Source organism: Helcococcus sp. KG196, from assembly GCF_046035495.1.
In the GTDB taxonomy this organism is placed as follows: domain Bacteria; phylum Bacillota; class Clostridia; order Tissierellales; family Peptoniphilaceae; genus Helcococcus; species Helcococcus ovis.
The window spans coordinates 18,412-34,919 of the sequence record NZ_JBFNFI010000016.1 but is presented as its reverse complement, the minus strand read 5'-3'; the positions used below and the strand labels follow the sequence as shown (position 1 = coordinate 34,919).

Below are 16,508 nucleotides of genomic sequence, written 5' to 3'. Positions count from 1 at the left end.
TTAGAGGTAAACATGAAATTAAAAAAGTGGGATGATTTACCGGAATCTTATAAAAATGATAAAGTGAAATTTTATTATGATATATTGAAAAAAAGGAAATTAAGCTTGATATTTAAAAGAATATTTGATATAGTCCTTTCTTCGATATTATTGTTGTTATTATCTCCTGTCATACTAATTTTATCTATATGGATAAAATTAGATTCAAAGGGCGAAATATTTTTTAGACAGGAAAGAGTAACACAATACGGTAAAATATTTAGAATTTTTAAATTTAGAACGATGGTAAAAGATGCGAATAAATTAGGAAGTCAGGTTACGGTATCCAATGATTCGAGAATAACAAAAGTAGGAAAATTTATAAGAAAAGTTAGATTAGATGAAATACCTCAACTTATAAATGTTCTTTTAGGAGATATGACCTTTGTAGGGACAAGACCGGAAGTTAAAAAATATGTTGATAATTACACACCGGAAATGCTTGCTACATTATTGTTGCCGGCAGGAATTACATCTGAAGCAAGCATTAACTATAAAGATGAAGAAAAGATATTGACAAAAAATAAAAACGTTGATGAAACTTATATAAAAATTATATTACCTGAAAAGATGAAATATAATTTGGAAAGTATAAAAAAGCAATCTTTTTTGTATGATATATCGATAATGTTTAAGACGTTTATTGAGGTGTTGAGATAGAAAATTTAAAAATTATTGAAAAAAAATATATATGTTATAATATATATTAGGTTGAAATAATTTAATTTTATTAGGTGATTTATGAATAAAAATGTAACAAGAGAGTTATTACTTAAAATTTTATTTATAATAGTATCTATACTTAGTATGAGTTCTTTTTTGTACCAAAAAGTAGACGTTTTTTATAAAGTATTAACTGTTCTTAATATAATAAATTTAATTATAATTTTGGGAGTGAAGATAAAAAGTAATTATTGGGATAAATACTTTATTTATCTTGTTTCTGTTCTTTTAATAACAAATATAATAACCACGATTATTAATAGTTCATCCAATTTTATAGAAAATATTACTCATATATCTTTCATGACGGTATATTGTTTTATAATGGGAGTATACTCTCCAAAGACACAAGAATATTTATTTAAATTGATAACTTATGTTGTACAAATTATTGCCTTCTTATCTTCGATTTTTACTTTTATATTATTAACATTTAAGACTTCTTTTATGTTTTCAATGGGTAAAACCTTATCATTTTATGGGGTCATAAATCATAGAATTTGGGGGGCAATAAATCCAAATATAAGTGCTATTTTTTGTTACGTAAGTATTTTAACAGCTTTATTATTTATTTCAAAATATAAAGATAGTAAAGTAAATAGATATTTTAAGATTAATATTGTTTTTCAGCTTATACATTTTTCGTTGCAACAAAGCAGAGGGGCTATTTTAAGTGTTATTTTTATGATAGTTCTTTATTGTATATTTTTGATGAAAACAAAAGAAATATTAAAAAAATTTTTTAAATCTATTTTTATTATTTTGGGATTTATAGTTTTTGTATTTGGAATAAACTCATTAGCAAGTTTATATATAAATTCATCTGTTATAAAAAAAGTTTATGTTAATAAAAAATCTGTGCCTTTTATAGATAAAAAAATGAAAGAATTGGAAAAAGAAAATGATAATATCAGTTTAGATGTTAGATTAACTGATCCATCTTCAAATGGTAGAATAGATATATGGAAAAAAGCTATAGAAATGTGGAAAGAGAAACCGATTTTTGGTTATGGAATTAATAATATAAAATATAGCTATTTTAAATATTTTAGTGAAAATGTTATTTACAATTCGTTAAAAGGAGGAAGTTTCCATAATATTTTCTTAACCGTTTTGGTAGTAGGGGGTATTATAAATTTGATATCTTTTACTATTTTAATCATGTATATAAGTTATAGATTTTTAAAATATTTAATATGTGGTAAAAGTGAATATATAAAACTTTTATGTATTTTATTCTTCGGAATGATATTTGGAGAATTGTTTGAAAGTTTAATATTGTATTCAATAAATTTTATAAGTATATTTTTCTGGACTGTAGTAGGATATGGATTGTTTTTAATAAATAAAGAAAATATAAAAAATGATTAGGTATAGAGACTATAATAAATAGTCTCTTTAATGTTTTATTAATAATTGTATACATAAATAGGTAGGGAGGTAATATTTACGCTTTTATTAAATTATTATTCATTGATTATTCAAATACATTTGGAAATTTATGGTATATTCCTGTAATATTAGCGATTTATACTATTTTACCTATAATTTCAGTAGCTATAAAAACTTTCGTTAAATGTAGTTATTTTACCAACTTTAATTGTAATTCTGGTAGGATTTATTATACCGAATATTAATGAAATTTTTATGATTATCGGTGTTGATATTGATATTAATACTTCAATATATGAAACTAATATATTTTCAATATATATTCCATATTTTATTATTGGTTATTTTATTTTTGAAAGAAATTATGAAGTAAATAAATCTTATAAGGATGTTATAATTTTTATTTTAATTTTTATGATATCAATTTTTTATATAGCATTTTATTCAAAAAAAGAAAACCATTATGATATTATTTATTATCATTTTATTACTTTAATGACATCTTATTATTTATTATCAAAAAATAAATTTTTTAAAAAATATCTGCTAATGATTAAGGATTAAACATAAATGACTAAAACCTAGAGGAAGTTATGAATTTTATAGAAATATTTATAAAAACAATAGAAACACAAAAAGTAAATACAGTTATTTTTTCCAGTTTATTTATTATTATGATTGGATATTATTGTAGAAAGAAGAAAATTTTTGGAGATAACTTAGCTAAAGTATTGACTAATATAATTTTATCTGTATCCTTGCCTGCTTTAGCATTTAAGTCTTTTATGGTGGATATAAATCATGAAATATTACATAAGGGAATAGGTATTTTAATTTGGAGTATTTTAGTATATGTAATTTTAATTTTATTATCTAAACTTATTTATATAAAATATGATGACAATGATTCCTTAAGAGTTTTAACTATTTTTGGAGCAACAACCACATTTGGTATTCCGATAGTAATAGCAATTTATGGCGAACAAGGAGCTTTGTATTCTTCTATTTTTAATATAGGATATAGAATTTTTTTATATTCCTATGCTTATGTAAAAATGAGTGGTGTAAAAATGACGAAAAATAATTTTAAATCAATGCTCTTAAATCCTATAATTATAGCAACCTTTTTAGGGCTTTTTTTATGGATATTTCAGGAGTATTTGCCACAAGTTAATATTTCATCAATTAATAGTATGGGAAAATCTGTAATTAAATCATTTTCTATATTAAGAGTAGATAATACTTTTCCTCAATTTTATAAAGTATTATCATATCTGTCAGGTTTAGCTTCTCCTATTGCATGGTTGGCTATAGGTGCTACCTTAGGTTCAGTAAATTTTAAGGAGGCAATATCAGATAAAAAAGTATGGTATTATACTTTTGTTAAGTTAATAATTGTTCCATTTACAAATATTATTTGTTTAATATTATTGAGATTAATAGGTATGCCTATTGACTTAGTTGGATTAGGAACTATAATAATAATGATGACTACTCCCCCGGGGACGGTTACTGTTGCATATGCAATTAGTAATGATAAGGATCCGATATTGGCTTCAAATACTGCTTTACTATCAACACTGTGGGCGGTATTAATGGTGCCGATTTGGATAATAATTGTTGAAATTTTATGGAGCACGGGAATTTTTATTTAATAAAAACTATTTTGGGGCTGTTGCAGAATAATCTATTCTGCAACAGCCCCTTTTTAATATTTTTTTAGAATTATTAAATATAAACATCAATATGGTTTCTGTATGTGCCACAGTCATATACTTTTCCTTTATATCTGAAAGGCATATCTATTATGGTGTCTTTTTACAGGTAAAAAACTTTTTTAAAAGTCATGTAAATTAAGAGTTTTGAATATTTACATGTAAAAAGCTTTTGGAAGTCATGTGTAAATGTCAATCGAAAAATGGTCCATTTAAATATAAATAATATTAATATAATCAACTCATTCGGGGCTGTTGCAAAATAACTAAAACAGTACCTTTTTTATTTGCGTTTTTTGTAAAAATACTATACAATATATTCATTAAATAATAAAAAGGAGTATTCATGAATAATGTAAAGTTTGATATTTTGAAAATGTTATTCTTAAATGAAAAATTAAATCAAAAAGAATTGTCAGAAAAAGTTGGAATATCTGTAGGACTAGTAAATAAAAATTTACAAGAATTAAAGCAAGATAGGTATATTGACAAAGATAATATTTTATATCACAGGGCGGAAATGCTATTAGAGGATAACAAATCTGAAAATGCGATAATATTAGCGGCTGGATTTGGAATAAGAATGGTTCCGATTAATATGGAACAACCTAAAGGACAAATTGAAATTAATGGTGAAAAAATAATTGAAAGAATAATTAAGCAACTTCAAGAAGTTGGTATAAAGGATATTACAGTTGTAGTTGGATTTCAAAAAGAAAAATATGAATATTTGATAGATAAATTTGGAATAAGCTTAAAAGTAAATATGACTTATCATGAAAAGAACAATATGCATTCATTAAATTGTGTTAAAAATAAAATATCAAATACTTATATTGTTCCTTCTGATGTATATTTTTATGAAAATCCATTTTCAAAATATGAAGGATACTCTTGGTATATGATATCTGATGAAAAAAGTAGCTCTAGTTATATAAAAGAAAATAGAAAAAGAGAAATAGTAATAACTAAAGATAAAAAATCAGCAAATCAAATGGTAGGAGTAAGTTTTATATCTAAAAATGATTCAACAGAAGTAAAAAAATTATTAGATAAATATTCAAAAAAATCTGAATATGATAATTGTTTTTGGGAAGATGCTTTGATAAAATCTGGATTTAAGTTTTATTCTAAAAAAGTAAAATATAATGAATATATAGAGATAAACACTTATGAAAAACTTAGAGAAGTTGATGAGAATTCTAAAGATTTAGAATCGGATAAAATTGATGTTATATCTGAAGTTTTTAATGTTGATAAAAATGACATTGTTAATATTAAGACACTAAAAAAAGGGATGACTAACAGATCTTTCTTATTTACTGTAAAAAATCAGAAGTATATTATGAGAATACCTGGTGAAGGTACTGATAAATTTATAAATAGGAATGAAGAAGCAGAGGTGTATAATTTAATAAAAGAATATAATTTATGCGATGATATTATATATATAAATCCTGATAATGGATATAAAATTACTAAATATATTGAAAATTCAAGAGTTTGTAATTATGAAGATAATGAAGATTTAAATAAGGCTATGAAATTTTTAAGAGAATTTCATAATAAAAAATTGAAAGTAAACCATGAGTTTAATCTTTATGAAAAATTAGAATATTATCAAAGTTTATGGATTGTAGATAAGTCAATTTATATTGATTATGAAGAAACAAAAGAAAAGATATATAAATTAAAAAATTTTATTGATGAAAATAAAAATGAATTCATATTATGCCATATAGATGCAAATGTTGATAATTATTTGTTCTTTAAAAACTCGGATTCTAAAGAAGAAATAAGATTGATAGATTGGGAATATGCTTCAATGCAAGATCCGTTGCTTGATATTGCGATGTTTTGTATATATTCTTTACTAAATCAAAAGGATGTTGATAAAGTTATAGACACATATTTTAAAGGTGAAACTGTTGAAAAAGATAGAAATTTAATTTATGCATATATTGCTGTATCCGGATTAGTATGGAGTAATTGGTGTGAAATAAAAAGTCAACTTGGAATTGAATATGGAGAATACTCAATTGCACAATATAGATATGCTAAAGATTACTATAAAATATTAAAAAATAAAGGAATTGTAGACTAATGTACAAAGTAGATAATGCAATAATATTAGCGGCAGGAGCATCGAGCAGATTTGCACCACTTTCCTATGAAATGCCTAAGGGATTAGTTGTTGTTAGGGGAGAAGTACTAATTGAAAGACAAATAAAGCAAATAAAAGAGAAAGGTATTGATGAAATAATAGTTGTTACGGGATATCAATCTGAAAAATTTAATTATTTATCAGAAAAATTTGGAGTTAAAATAATTCAAAATACTCAATATGATAGACGTAACAATAATTCAAGTATTTATGTTGTTAGGGATTATTTGAAAAATTCATATATTTGTTCAGTAGATAACTATTTTAATGAAAATCCATTTGAAAAATATGTAGAGGATAGCTATTATTCAGTTTTATACAGCAAAGAATTTATTGACGAGTGGTGTGTAACGTATGATGATGAAGAATATATTACAGGAGTTAAAATAGGAGCGGAGGATTCATGGTATATGCTGGGACATACCTTTTGGAATGAAAATTTTTCAAAAAGATTTAAGGAAATTTTAGAATTAGTTTATGATGACGAAAATACTTATGATTTACTATGGGAAAGCATATATTTAAATCATCTTGACACATTGAAAATGAAGATAAGAAAATATCCTGATAATTTTATATTTGAGTTCGATTCATTAAATGAATTAAGAGAATTTGATATAAGTTATATTGGTGATACCAGATCTAAAATTATAAAATCAATAGCCTTAAAATTAAATTGTTTAGAATCTGAACTTAATAATTTTGTGGCTACAAAAGATTTTATAAAAGCAAATGGATTTGATTTTAATTTTAATAATAAAATTTTCCATTATGATTATGAAACAAAAAAATTAGTGCAAAAAGGAGAAAACAATGATTAGCGGTTTATTATCAGGTATATTATGGGCATTAGACACAGTTATTTTAAGTATAGTTTTGGCAAGTACAAATTATGTTTCTACACCGGAAGCTCTAATGTTCGCTCCATTTGTTAGTACTTTTTTACATGATTTGTTTTCATCTATATGGATGATAATAATCACTATCGTAAAAAAACAAACAAATGAGATAAAAAGAGCCTTAAGTACTAAAAGTGGTAAATTTATAATTTTGGGTGCGTTATTAGGTGGACCGATAGGAATGTCGGGATATGTAATAGCCATTAATAATATTGGTCCGGGATTGACATCTATTATATCCTCAATTTATCCGGCGGTTGGAGTAATATTTTCTATAATTTTTTTAAAAGAAAAAGTTAAACCGATTCAGATATTTGGATTAATATTGAGTATTTTAGGTGTAATATTTTTAAGTTATCAAGCTAATAAAGATTTTGCAGGGGGAAATTTAATTTTAGGATTTGTAGCGGGTATAGTTTGCTGTTTAGGTTGGGCTTCAGAAGCTGTAATAGTGGGATATGGGATGAAAGATGAAGGAATAAGTGATGAAAATGCATTATTCATTAGACAAATCTCATCAAGCATATTTTATGGAGTTGTTATTTTAACATTTTTAGGAGCATGGAAGTTCACATTTTCAAATATATATACAAGTTCAACATTATATGTATTAATAGCGGGCGTATTTGGAACAATGTCCTATTTAATGTATTATAGAGCAATTAATAAAATAGGAGCATCTAAAGCTATGCCTTTAAATATAACATATACTGCATGGTCTGTATTTTTTTCGTTTATAATATTAAAACAAAGTATAACATTATACAGCATAATACTAGGATTAATTATAATTTTAGGTTCTATAATTTCCAGTGTAGATTTGAAAGAATTGAAAAATTGAATAAATTTCTTACTGTCATAATATTAGGAGAAAAAATGCTTAAAAGAATTATTAAATTATTAGTTGTTTTGATGGTTATAATAATTTATCCGTCAAATGTATTTGCACAGGTAAAATATTATCAATCTGATTTTCAAAAAAAAGAATTAGAGGAAATTAAAAAGAAATTTGATAAACTTAAAACTAATTTTATAGGTTTAAGTGATGATGTCGAAAAAATAGAAGATTTAAATTTAGAAGATAATGGATTATTTATTTATTATCAACCATATTTTCTTCAAAAAGACAAAATTAATAAGGAAGAAGTTAGAAAAGCTTTAGATGAATCTGAAGTATTTTTAGATATTGCATATGATATAAGTGTAGAAAAGAAAAATAAAATAAAAGACAAGTTAGAAAAAGAGTTATCTGATGTACCAAATATTAATACATTGATATATGGAATATATAGGAATGATAATGGAATAAATATTTTAGATTATACAAAAGGATATGAAGTAAAAAAAGCAAGGATGAAAAATGTTTATAATCGTGACTTGTGATCATTTACAGATGGTATTAGAGGAAATTTTGGGTCAAATAATAGATTGATAGATAAATTTTTTAAAAAATATAATAAAAATCCAGAAGAAGTTTATGTTTTTTCCAGTCTAAATGGAACAAGGAGATTAATGTTTGCTTTTTTTGACAAAGATAACAAAATTAAGTTTGTTGACCTTCACGAGATAAGAAAAAGATTTGAAGAAAATAATTTTAATGAAACTGAAGAAAATAAGATATTTTACACAGTTGAAGATATGAGAAAGGAACTACCTGTAGATAAAGGAAATAATGAAATAATTTTATATGGTGATAAATCTTATAAAAATAAGGTAAAACAAAGTATAGATACAGTAGTAGCAAAAAAGAATTCTGATTACAAAAATGATAATAAAAAAGAAAAAAATAGTTCATCTATAAATACAATAATTTACGCATCTTTAGGAATAATAGTAATTTCAGGAATTTTCTTTACAATATTTAAGATAAAAAAAGATAAAAAAAGATAAAAGATAGTTTCCACAAAAATCATTATAAAAATGAAAATTTGTCGGAAACTATTTAATTTTCTCAAAATATTGACAATTATCGTGCATATGATAAACTAAAAAAGCAAAATAATATTTAGGAGGAAATTATGAATTTTATAGATGTTTTAGTGAAGACACTTCAAACACAAAAAATTAATACAGCAATTTTTGCAAGTTTAGCAATCATTTTATTTGGTTACTATTTAAGAAAAAAAGAAGTTTTTAATGAAAATACAGGTAAAATACTTACAAAAGTAGTATTATCAGTATCTTTACCTGCATTGGCATTGAAATCATTTATGGCAGATATTAACCCGGAAACATTAAACAAAGGTATGGGTATTTTAATTTGGGGTATCGCAGTTTATATTGTACTTATTATATTAACAATACCAATGTATGCTCAATATAAGGGTGATGAAAATGATACTTTAAGAATTTTATCTATTTTCGGCTCAACAACATTCTTTGGTATTCCAATTGTTACAGCTATTTATGGGCCTCAAGGTGCGTTATATGCATCAATATTTAATATTGGATATAGAATTTTCTTATACTCATATGCGTATATAAAGATGAGTAACTTAAAGATGACATCTGATAATTTGAAGAAAATGTTTTTAAATCCAATCGTAATTGCAACATTTTTAGGACTATTTATTTGGATATTCCAAGCCTACTTACCACAAGTTGATGTAACATTTGCAGATAAAACAGGTAAAATGGTAGAAAAATCATTTGCATTCTTAAGATTGGACAAAACATTCCCACAATTTTTCCAAGTATTGACATATTTAGCAAGTTTAGCCTCACCATTAGCATGGTTGGCAATTGGTTCAACATTAGGTTCAGTAAGCTTCAAAACTGCTATTTCAGACAAGAAAACTTGGTATTATACAGTTATGAAATTAATAGCTGTGCCTGCAATTAACGTAATAGCTTTAATTGGTTTAAGATTAGTTGGATTCCCAATTGATTTAGTTGGATTAGGAACAGTTGTAATCATGATGGCTACACCACCAGCAACAGTTGCAGTAGCATATGCTATTAGTAATGATAAAGATGCCTTATTAGCTTCAAACGCATCATTATTAGCAACATTAGGAGCAGTTTTAATGGCTCCAATTTGGATAGTTGTTGTTCAAGTTTTAGGACATACAGGATTATTTTAATATAATTAGTTAAAAAGTTATTTAAATATAAAAGGGGAAATATATGACACTTAAAATTGCATGTTATGGAGTAAGACCAAATGAAGTGGAATCATTTAAGAAATATAATAAATATGGATATGATTTGGTGCTTATAGAAGAGTTATTATCACATGATAATATTGAAACAGCTAAGGGTTGTAATGCGGTTATGTTAAGGGGAAACTGTGTTGCAGATAGACAAAATTTAGAAAAATTAAAAGAATATGGAATAGATTTAGTTTTTACAAGAACGGTAGGATTTAATCATATTGATTTGAATGTTACTAAAGAATTAGGACAAAGAGTAGCTAGAGTACCAGCATATTCACCAAATTCAGTAGCAGAATTGTCGGTAACATTGGCAATGATGCTTTTAAGACATACAGCACATACTGTAAATAAAACAAGCAATTATGATTTTCGTGTAGATCCTGTTATGTTTAGTAAAGAAATTAGAAATTGTAAAGTTGGTATAATAGGAACTGGTAAAATCGGTCTTACTGAAGCTAAATTATTTAAGGGGCTAGGAGCTGACATTTTGGGATATGATATTTATCAAAGTGAAGATGCTAAAAAGGTATTAAAATTTGTTGAATTAGAAGAATTATTAAATGAATCAGATATCGTAAGTATTCATGTTCCATATATTAAAGGTCAAAATGACAAGATGATAAATGATGAGTTTATTTCAAAAATGAAAGATAGAGCAATACTTATAAATACAGCTCGTGGAGAAGTACAAGATAATGAGGCGATTTTAAGAGCGTTGAAGTCAAATAAATTAGATGGATTTGGTACTGATGTATTTGCAAATGAAACTGCATTTTTCTTCAAAAAATTTAATAGTGGAGATGAAATATCAGACAAGGTTGTTAGAGAATTAGTTGATATGTATCCAAAAGTGCTTGTTACACCCCATGTAGGCTCAAATACAGATGAAGCATTGAAAAACATGATTGAAATTACATTAGATAATTTCAATGACATATTAACAACTGGTAAAACTGTAAATGAAGTAGGAATTATATAATATATAAGTAGTTGTATTAAGTAATTAATTGTGTTATAATTACATGGTTAAGAACTAAATAAAAGTGAAAGAGGTGATATTATGAAAAAGAATTTACATCCTGAATACCATCCAGTAATATTTTTAGATACATCTACAGGATACAAGTTCCTATCCGGATCTACTAAAACATCAAATGAAACGATGAAATGGGAAGACGGAAATGAATATCAAGTTATTCGTGTTGAAGTATCTTCGGATTCACATCCATTTTATACTGGAGCACAAAGAGTTGTTGAACGTGGTGGTAGAGTAGAAAGATTTAAGAAAAAATACAATATTGGTTAATTTTAAATTAAATTTTATACATTATAGCAGATTAGCTGATGAGAAGTAATTTTTTAGTTATTTTTCATCAGCTTTTTTATATATATTTTTTTGATATAATAAAATATTTTGTAATTAATTTGTAACTTTTTTAATTTAGTGATAAAATAAATAATGTTAAATATAAACAATAGGAGTTATAATGAAGTATTTTAAAAATATAAAAAAAATTATATTATTAGCATATGTGTTAGTAATATTTCTTTTAAATAATACGGTTTATGCTACTGAGAGTATTGATGGTGAAAATTATGAGTGGCAGATTATTGATAATAAAAAATATTATATTGATAATATGAGTGGATCTATAAAAACAGGCTGGGAATATATAGACGGTAAATGGTATTATCTGGATGAAGAAAATGGAGCTATGAAAACAGGTTGGAAATATGTAGATAGTAAATGGTATTATCTGGATGAAGAAAATGGAGCTATGAGAACAGGTTGGGAATATGTAGACGGTAAATGGTATTATTTGGATGAAGAAAATGGAGCTATGAGAACAGGTTGGAAATATATAAATAGCAAATGGTATTACTTAAGTAAAAGTGGAGCTATGAAAACAGGCTGGGAATATATAAATAGCAAATGGTATTATTTAAGTAAAAGCGGAGCTATGAAAACAGGCTGGGAATATATAAATGGTAAATGGTATTATTTGGATAAACAAAGTGGACAGATGAGGGTTGGCTGGCTTAATATTGATGATAACTATTATTTTTTAAATAAAAATAATGGACATTTAGTTTATGGAAATTTTGAAATTGATAATAAACAATATTTTACAGATAAATTAGGACGAGCATTTTTAAAAAATGATGTTAAGGTTAATGACTCCAAAACTATTTATGCTAAAACATTATCAATAACTAATAGTGTAGAAGACTTACCTGCTATAAAGAGTTCTTCTCCTCAAAAATATAAAATTGATAGATTTGAGTGGTTGGGAGTTATATATTGGAATCGTAATAAGTTTACTTATTATTCTGAAAGAGTATTACCCGGAGGAGGTTTGGATATCCCTGGAAGAATTACAAGAAATGGATTTGTAACAGATAAAGACGGGTACATAGTTTTGGCCTCAAATATTTTGGTAAAAAAAGGAACAATAATAGATACTCCTTTTGGTGCTCAGGGCAAGGTTTATGATAGATGTGAAGCATGTTCTTTAGATTGGTTTGATGTTTATACTAGATAAAAAAGAACTATTTAATGTAGAAATATTAATCATAATATTTTAACTTTTTTGTAATTTAAAAATTGTATTTTAATATTATGTTTAGGTTAAGAATATGAAAAAATATAAAAGAAATATAGATGATTCATTTTTTTGGATTGAATTTTATAAAAATAATAATATACAATTTAAAAATTTAATAATTGAAGAGATTAAAGGAAGTAAGTTTACTGATAGTATATTTAATTCAAAAAATAATCAAGATATTATAAGCCTAAGATATGATATTGTTGATAGAGATGGTAAAACAATTTCTCATATTGAAACGAAAATATTAAAAAGGAGTTTTGATTGTTCGATATCAAATACTAAGAGCTTAATAAAAATTTTGAAATATGAAAAGTCTAAAATAGAAATTTCCAATTTATTTGAAAGAACACTTATGAGTGTTTATACAAGTGAACGTGAAATTGGAAGTTTTAATAATAATTTAGGTGATAAAATTTTATTAATCAGGACAAAATATTTATCAAATGCGGATGTTGTTATGTATAAAGAAGAATTTACGGATTTGTACACATTTATATTTGAGGATAAGTATGATGAAAGAGTTTCTATATAAAAAAGTACAGGACTATTTAATAAATAAAATCTCATCATTAGAATTTAAGCCTGGCTCAAAAATACCATCTGAGCGTAAAATAGCTGAAGAGCTTAATATAAGTAGAATGACTGTGAAAAATGCAATTTCTAAACTTGTAGATGATAGAATACTATATAGGCTTAAGGGGAGCGGTACATATGTAGCTAATATTAAAGATTCTAGAGGAAAGATGATTGTATCTAGCTTTACCCCGGATTCATTTAATATGAATATGTCTGTTTTAGGAAAATACACTCACAGTGTGGTAATTTCTTTTAAAGTGTTATATGATGATAAAAATTTAAGTCAAATATTTGAAGCTACTAAGGATTTTTATGAACTATGTAGATTAAGATATGTTGATGATAAACCATTAAGTTTGGAATATACTTATTTTCCTTTTTATAGATTTATAGATGCTATAAAATATGATTTTTCTAAGTTATCGCTTTATGAATATATGGATCATAAAAGTAATAGACCAATAAAATTTGATAAACAAACAGAAGTTGTAATTGATGAAAAGGTAAATAAAATTTTAGAGATAAAAAAATCTACACCAATATTTAAAACTACTTATATAGGTCGTACAAGAGAAAATATCATTGTAGAATACACAAATTCATATGTTAATCTACAAGATATTGAGTTTAAATATATTAGAACTATTTAAGTGGTTTATAAAGTGGTTTATAAAATAAGGCAAATGTTATGAATACATTTGCCTTATTTTTTTATGCGTGCTAATCTTTGATTAAAAGAGAGGTGGTTATATGGAAATGAAAATAAGTGCTATGAATTGTCATTATAGGTATTTTACTCTTGAAAGTTTTTTAAATATATTAGCAAAATTGGATTTAAATATGCTGAAATTTGGACATCACCGCAACATTTTTTTGTCGATTATATTCAAAATGATGATATAAATGTATTAAAAAATTTAAGGATAAAATATATCATATTCATTTTGTAGATGGAAAACCAACGGGGCATTTAGCGATAGGAGATGGCGAAAGAAATTATAAAGTAGATCTAGAAAAATTACAGAATTATGGCTATAAAAATTATTTATCTTTAGAAATTGCATCAGATAAATACTATGCTTGTCCATTTATGGCGGATAAAAAATCATTTGAAAATATAGGGGGGTTTTATGATAGTTTTAACAAGGGTAGATCATAGATTGTTACATGGTCAGGTAGCATTTTCGTGGACAAATTCACTAGGAGCTGATGCTATTTTAATTGCAAATGATGATGTGGTAAAAGATGAAATGTGGAAAACTACATTAAAATTAGCTAAACCAGTAGGTGTAAAATTAGTTATAAAGAATATAGAAGAAGCTATAAAATCAATAAATAGCGGAGTCACAGACAAATATAAATTACTTATAGTTGTAAGCTCTATAAAAGATGCAAAAAATTTAATTGATAATGTAGAAGAAATTAAATCATTAAACCTAGGGGGATCTAAACATTCTGAAAATTCAAGGGCTTTAGGAAAATCATTCTATATAACAGAAGATGAAGAAAAAATGTTGAGAGAATTGATTGATAAAGGCATTGAAGTTGAATTGAGACAAGTAGCAAATGAAAGCAAAAAAGATGTTAAAACTTTAATATAAAAAGGAGGAAAATATGAGTTTAACAGTACAAGCTTTAATTCTTGGTTTAATAGCTGCATTTGGAACATTTGATTATCAAATGGGAACTTTGTATATATTTAGACCGATAACATTGGGTCCACTTGTAGGATTATTATTTAATGATTTACATACGGGCCTTGTAGTAGGGGCGAATTTAGAATTGTTTTTTATGGGTGCAGTTTCTATTGGGGGATATTTACCGCCTGATGTAATTGTTGGAGGCGTATTAGGTACAGCTTTTGCAATTTCTACAAAGCAAGGAGCTGAAGTAGCATTAGCATTAGCAATGCCAATAGCGTTGTTATCATTAGCTATTGGAAATTTATTTGATATTATAGGTATATTTTCTTTAAGATGGGCTGATAAAGGAGCTAAAGAAGCAAATATTTCAAAGATAAAATGGACACATAGATTTATAGGATTTTTAACTATATTTAGAAGATTTATATTAGTATTTCTAGCATATAGACTGGGCGTTGACTCTATGAAAGTTGTACTCGAATCTGTACCGCAATTTGTAATAACAGGCTTAGGATCAGCAGCAGGATTACTTCCGGCATTAGGTTTTGCGATGTTGATGAAAATGGTAATAAAAAAGGAATTAATTCCATTTTTCTTTATAGGATTTGTATTTAGTGCGTTTTTAAAAATGTCAACATTAGGAATTGCAATATTAGGGGTGTGTTATGTTTTAGTTACTTTTGGATTTTTAAGAAACAATACTAAACATGCAACTTCTCCAGATTTATTATCAAATGAAGTGTTAGAGGAGGTAGAGGATGATGATTTCTAATAAAGTTTTAACCAATAAGGATATTATAAAAATGTCAGTTAATGAGGGTTCTTTAGGTATGGAATTTTCATGGAATTATGAAAGACAAATGAATGTTGCATTTTGTATGATGATGGAACCGGCATTAAAGAAAATTTATCATGATGATCCTAAAGGGTATCAGGAAGCATTAGAAAGACATTTAGAATTTTTCAATATTACTCCACAATTTGCACCATTTGTTGGCGGGGTAGTTGCTTCAATGGAAGAGGCAGCTAAAGCCGGAGAGGTTGATTCTTCAGCAATCTCATCAATAAAAGCATCTTTAATGGGTCCGCTTTCGGGAATAGGTGATTCAGTATTTATTGGAGCAATAAGAATTATTGCTGTTAGTGTTGGATTGTCGTTTGCGTTGCAGGGAAACCTTTTGGGACCGATATTATATTTCTTAATATATAACATTCCTGCATTCTTATTAAGAATAAAGGGTGCTCAAAAGGGATATAATTTAGGATTTTCATATTTGACAGAATTACAAAAATCTGGAGCGATGGATAAGTTAATGATGGCAGCTGGTATATTAGCTATGCTTTTAATAGGAGGTATGTCATCAGGGATGGTATATACTGAATTCGCAATAAAATTAGGACAAGGGGAAAGTGCAAAATCTCTTCAAGAGATATTGAATTCTATTATGCCGGGAATAGTCGGACTTTCAGTTACGTGGTTGTATTACTGGATGTTAAAAAAGAAAGTTAGTGTAATTTTGATGATAATTGTGACAGTTTTAGTTGGGATTGCAGGAGCTTATTTTGGAGTGTTTGCATAAAGTTATGGGG

General features: G+C 26.0%; 17 protein-coding genes. All 17 read left to right on the top strand.

Translation table 11 applies throughout. The features are described from left to right. Window positions 1-12 precede the first annotated feature (12 nt). A complete protein-coding gene (locus ABGF45_RS06950; RefSeq protein WP_134710201.1) occupies window positions 13-699 on the top strand; it encodes a sugar transferase in 687 nt (228 codons plus the stop codon). 81 nt (window positions 700-780) lie between these two features. Then, window positions 781-2,133: an O-antigen ligase gene (locus ABGF45_RS06945; RefSeq protein WP_134710203.1), complete on the top strand. Its 1,353-nt coding sequence runs from the start codon at window positions 781-783 to the stop codon at window positions 2,131-2,133. A 614-nt stretch (window positions 2,134-2,747) separates the two neighbouring features. Next, window positions 2,748-3,809 (top strand): AEC family transporter, encoded by a 1,062-nt coding sequence (locus ABGF45_RS06940; RefSeq protein ID WP_134744138.1) that lies wholly within the window; start codon window positions 2,748-2,750, stop codon window positions 3,807-3,809. A gap of 406 nt (window positions 3,810-4,215) precedes the next feature. Further along, window positions 4,216-5,973, top strand: a complete 1,758-nt coding sequence (locus tag ABGF45_RS06935; RefSeq protein ID WP_134744137.1) for an NTP transferase domain-containing protein — start codon at window positions 4,216-4,218, stop codon at window positions 5,971-5,973. Next, window positions 5,973-6,854 (top strand): NTP transferase domain-containing protein, encoded by an 882-nt coding sequence (locus tag ABGF45_RS06930; RefSeq protein WP_134710209.1) that lies wholly within the window; start codon window positions 5,973-5,975, stop codon window positions 6,852-6,854. Before ABGF45_RS06935 ends, ABGF45_RS06930 begins: the two co-directional genes overlap by 1 nt. Then, window positions 6,847-7,773 (top strand): DMT family transporter, encoded by a 927-nt coding sequence (locus ABGF45_RS06925; protein ID WP_408111932.1) that lies wholly within the window; start codon window positions 6,847-6,849, stop codon window positions 7,771-7,773. Before ABGF45_RS06930 ends, ABGF45_RS06925 begins: the two co-directional genes overlap by 8 nt. A 35-nt stretch (window positions 7,774-7,808) precedes the next feature. Further along, entirely contained in the window at window positions 7,809-8,315 is a 507-nt protein-coding gene (locus tag ABGF45_RS06920; RefSeq protein ID WP_408111933.1) for a hypothetical protein, read from the top strand. A 129-nt stretch (window positions 8,316-8,444) separates the two neighbouring features. Further along, window positions 8,445-8,822 (top strand): hypothetical protein, encoded by a 378-nt coding sequence (locus ABGF45_RS06915; RefSeq protein ID WP_408111934.1) that lies wholly within the window; start codon window positions 8,445-8,447, stop codon window positions 8,820-8,822. Between the two features lie 128 nt (window positions 8,823-8,950). Further along, window positions 8,951-10,015: an AEC family transporter gene (locus tag ABGF45_RS06910; protein ID WP_134710216.1), complete on the top strand. Its 1,065-nt coding sequence runs from the start codon at window positions 8,951-8,953 to the stop codon at window positions 10,013-10,015. Between the two features lie 43 nt (window positions 10,016-10,058). Further along, on the top strand, window positions 10,059-11,066 hold the full coding sequence (locus ABGF45_RS06905; RefSeq protein ID WP_408111935.1) for a 2-hydroxyacid dehydrogenase: 1,008 nt from the start codon (window positions 10,059-10,061) through the stop codon (window positions 11,064-11,066). Window positions 11,067-11,147: 81 nt separating this feature from the next. After that, window positions 11,148-11,393 carry a type B 50S ribosomal protein L31 gene (locus ABGF45_RS06900; protein WP_134710220.1) on the top strand — a complete coding sequence of 82 codons (246 nt, stop codon included), beginning with the start codon at window positions 11,148-11,150 and terminating at the stop codon, window positions 11,391-11,393. A 181-nt stretch (window positions 11,394-11,574) separates the two neighbouring features. Then, window positions 11,575-12,630 carry an N-acetylmuramoyl-L-alanine amidase family protein gene (locus tag ABGF45_RS06895; RefSeq protein ID WP_134710222.1) on the top strand — a complete coding sequence of 352 codons (1,056 nt, stop codon included), beginning with the start codon at window positions 11,575-11,577 and terminating at the stop codon, window positions 12,628-12,630. Between the two features lie 94 nt (window positions 12,631-12,724). Further along, window positions 12,725-13,231, top strand: a complete 507-nt coding sequence (locus ABGF45_RS06890; RefSeq protein ID WP_134710224.1) for a hypothetical protein — start codon at window positions 12,725-12,727, stop codon at window positions 13,229-13,231. Then, window positions 13,212-13,925, top strand: coding sequence for a GntR family transcriptional regulator (locus ABGF45_RS06885; protein ID WP_408112693.1), 714 nt, complete (start codon window positions 13,212-13,214; stop codon window positions 13,923-13,925). The genes ABGF45_RS06890 and ABGF45_RS06885 overlap by 20 nt, the downstream gene beginning before the upstream one ends. Window positions 13,926-14,405: 480 nt before the next feature. Next, window positions 14,406-14,876: a PTS sugar transporter subunit IIB gene (locus ABGF45_RS06880; RefSeq protein ID WP_134710229.1), complete on the top strand. Its 471-nt coding sequence runs from the start codon at window positions 14,406-14,408 to the stop codon at window positions 14,874-14,876. A gap of 13 nt (window positions 14,877-14,889) precedes the next feature. Next, window positions 14,890-15,690: a PTS mannose/fructose/sorbose/N-acetylgalactosamine transporter subunit IIC gene (locus ABGF45_RS06875; protein WP_408111936.1), complete on the top strand. Its 801-nt coding sequence runs from the start codon at window positions 14,890-14,892 to the stop codon at window positions 15,688-15,690. Next, the gene (locus ABGF45_RS06870; RefSeq protein WP_134710233.1) at window positions 15,677-16,498 is read left to right on the top strand and encodes a PTS system mannose/fructose/sorbose family transporter subunit IID; all 822 of its coding nucleotides are present in this window, start codon (window positions 15,677-15,679) and stop codon (window positions 16,496-16,498) included. Before ABGF45_RS06875 ends, ABGF45_RS06870 begins: the two co-directional genes overlap by 14 nt. The last annotated feature ends 10 nt before the right edge of the window (window positions 16,499-16,508 follow it).

Excerpts from the sequence above, each read along its gene's own strand:
- ABGF45_RS06950 (WP_134710201.1), top strand. The coding sequence starts at position 13 with ATGAAATTAAAAAAGTGGGATGATTTACCGGAATCTTATAAAAATGAT.
- ABGF45_RS06945 (WP_134710203.1), top strand. The coding sequence starts at position 781 with ATGAATAAAAATGTAACAAGAGAGTTATTACTTAAAATTTTATTTATA.
- ABGF45_RS06940 (WP_134744138.1), top strand. The coding sequence starts at position 2,748 with ATGAATTTTATAGAAATATTTATAAAAACAATAGAAACACAAAAAGTA.
- ABGF45_RS06935 (WP_134744137.1), top strand. The coding sequence starts at position 4,216 with ATGAATAATGTAAAGTTTGATATTTTGAAAATGTTATTCTTAAATGAA.
- ABGF45_RS06930 (WP_134710209.1), top strand. The coding sequence starts at position 5,973 with ATGTACAAAGTAGATAATGCAATAATATTAGCGGCAGGAGCATCGAGC.
- ABGF45_RS06925 (WP_408111932.1), top strand. The coding sequence starts at position 6,847 with ATGATTAGCGGTTTATTATCAGGTATATTATGGGCATTAGACACAGTT.
- ABGF45_RS06920 (WP_408111933.1), top strand. The coding sequence starts at position 7,809 with ATGCTTAAAAGAATTATTAAATTATTAGTTGTTTTGATGGTTATAATA.
- ABGF45_RS06915 (WP_408111934.1), top strand. The coding sequence starts at position 8,445 with ATGTTTGCTTTTTTTGACAAAGATAACAAAATTAAGTTTGTTGACCTT.
- ABGF45_RS06910 (WP_134710216.1), top strand. The coding sequence starts at position 8,951 with ATGAATTTTATAGATGTTTTAGTGAAGACACTTCAAACACAAAAAATT.
- ABGF45_RS06905 (WP_408111935.1), top strand. The coding sequence starts at position 10,059 with ATGACACTTAAAATTGCATGTTATGGAGTAAGACCAAATGAAGTGGAA.
- ABGF45_RS06900 (WP_134710220.1), top strand. The coding sequence starts at position 11,148 with ATGAAAAAGAATTTACATCCTGAATACCATCCAGTAATATTTTTAGAT.
- ABGF45_RS06895 (WP_134710222.1), top strand. The coding sequence starts at position 11,575 with ATGAAGTATTTTAAAAATATAAAAAAAATTATATTATTAGCATATGTG.
- ABGF45_RS06890 (WP_134710224.1), top strand. The coding sequence starts at position 12,725 with ATGAAAAAATATAAAAGAAATATAGATGATTCATTTTTTTGGATTGAA.
- ABGF45_RS06885 (WP_408112693.1), top strand. The coding sequence starts at position 13,212 with ATGAAAGAGTTTCTATATAAAAAAGTACAGGACTATTTAATAAATAAA.
- ABGF45_RS06880 (WP_134710229.1), top strand. The coding sequence starts at position 14,406 with ATGATAGTTTTAACAAGGGTAGATCATAGATTGTTACATGGTCAGGTA.
- ABGF45_RS06875 (WP_408111936.1), top strand. The coding sequence starts at position 14,890 with ATGAGTTTAACAGTACAAGCTTTAATTCTTGGTTTAATAGCTGCATTT.
- ABGF45_RS06870 (WP_134710233.1), top strand. The coding sequence starts at position 15,677 with ATGATGATTTCTAATAAAGTTTTAACCAATAAGGATATTATAAAAATG.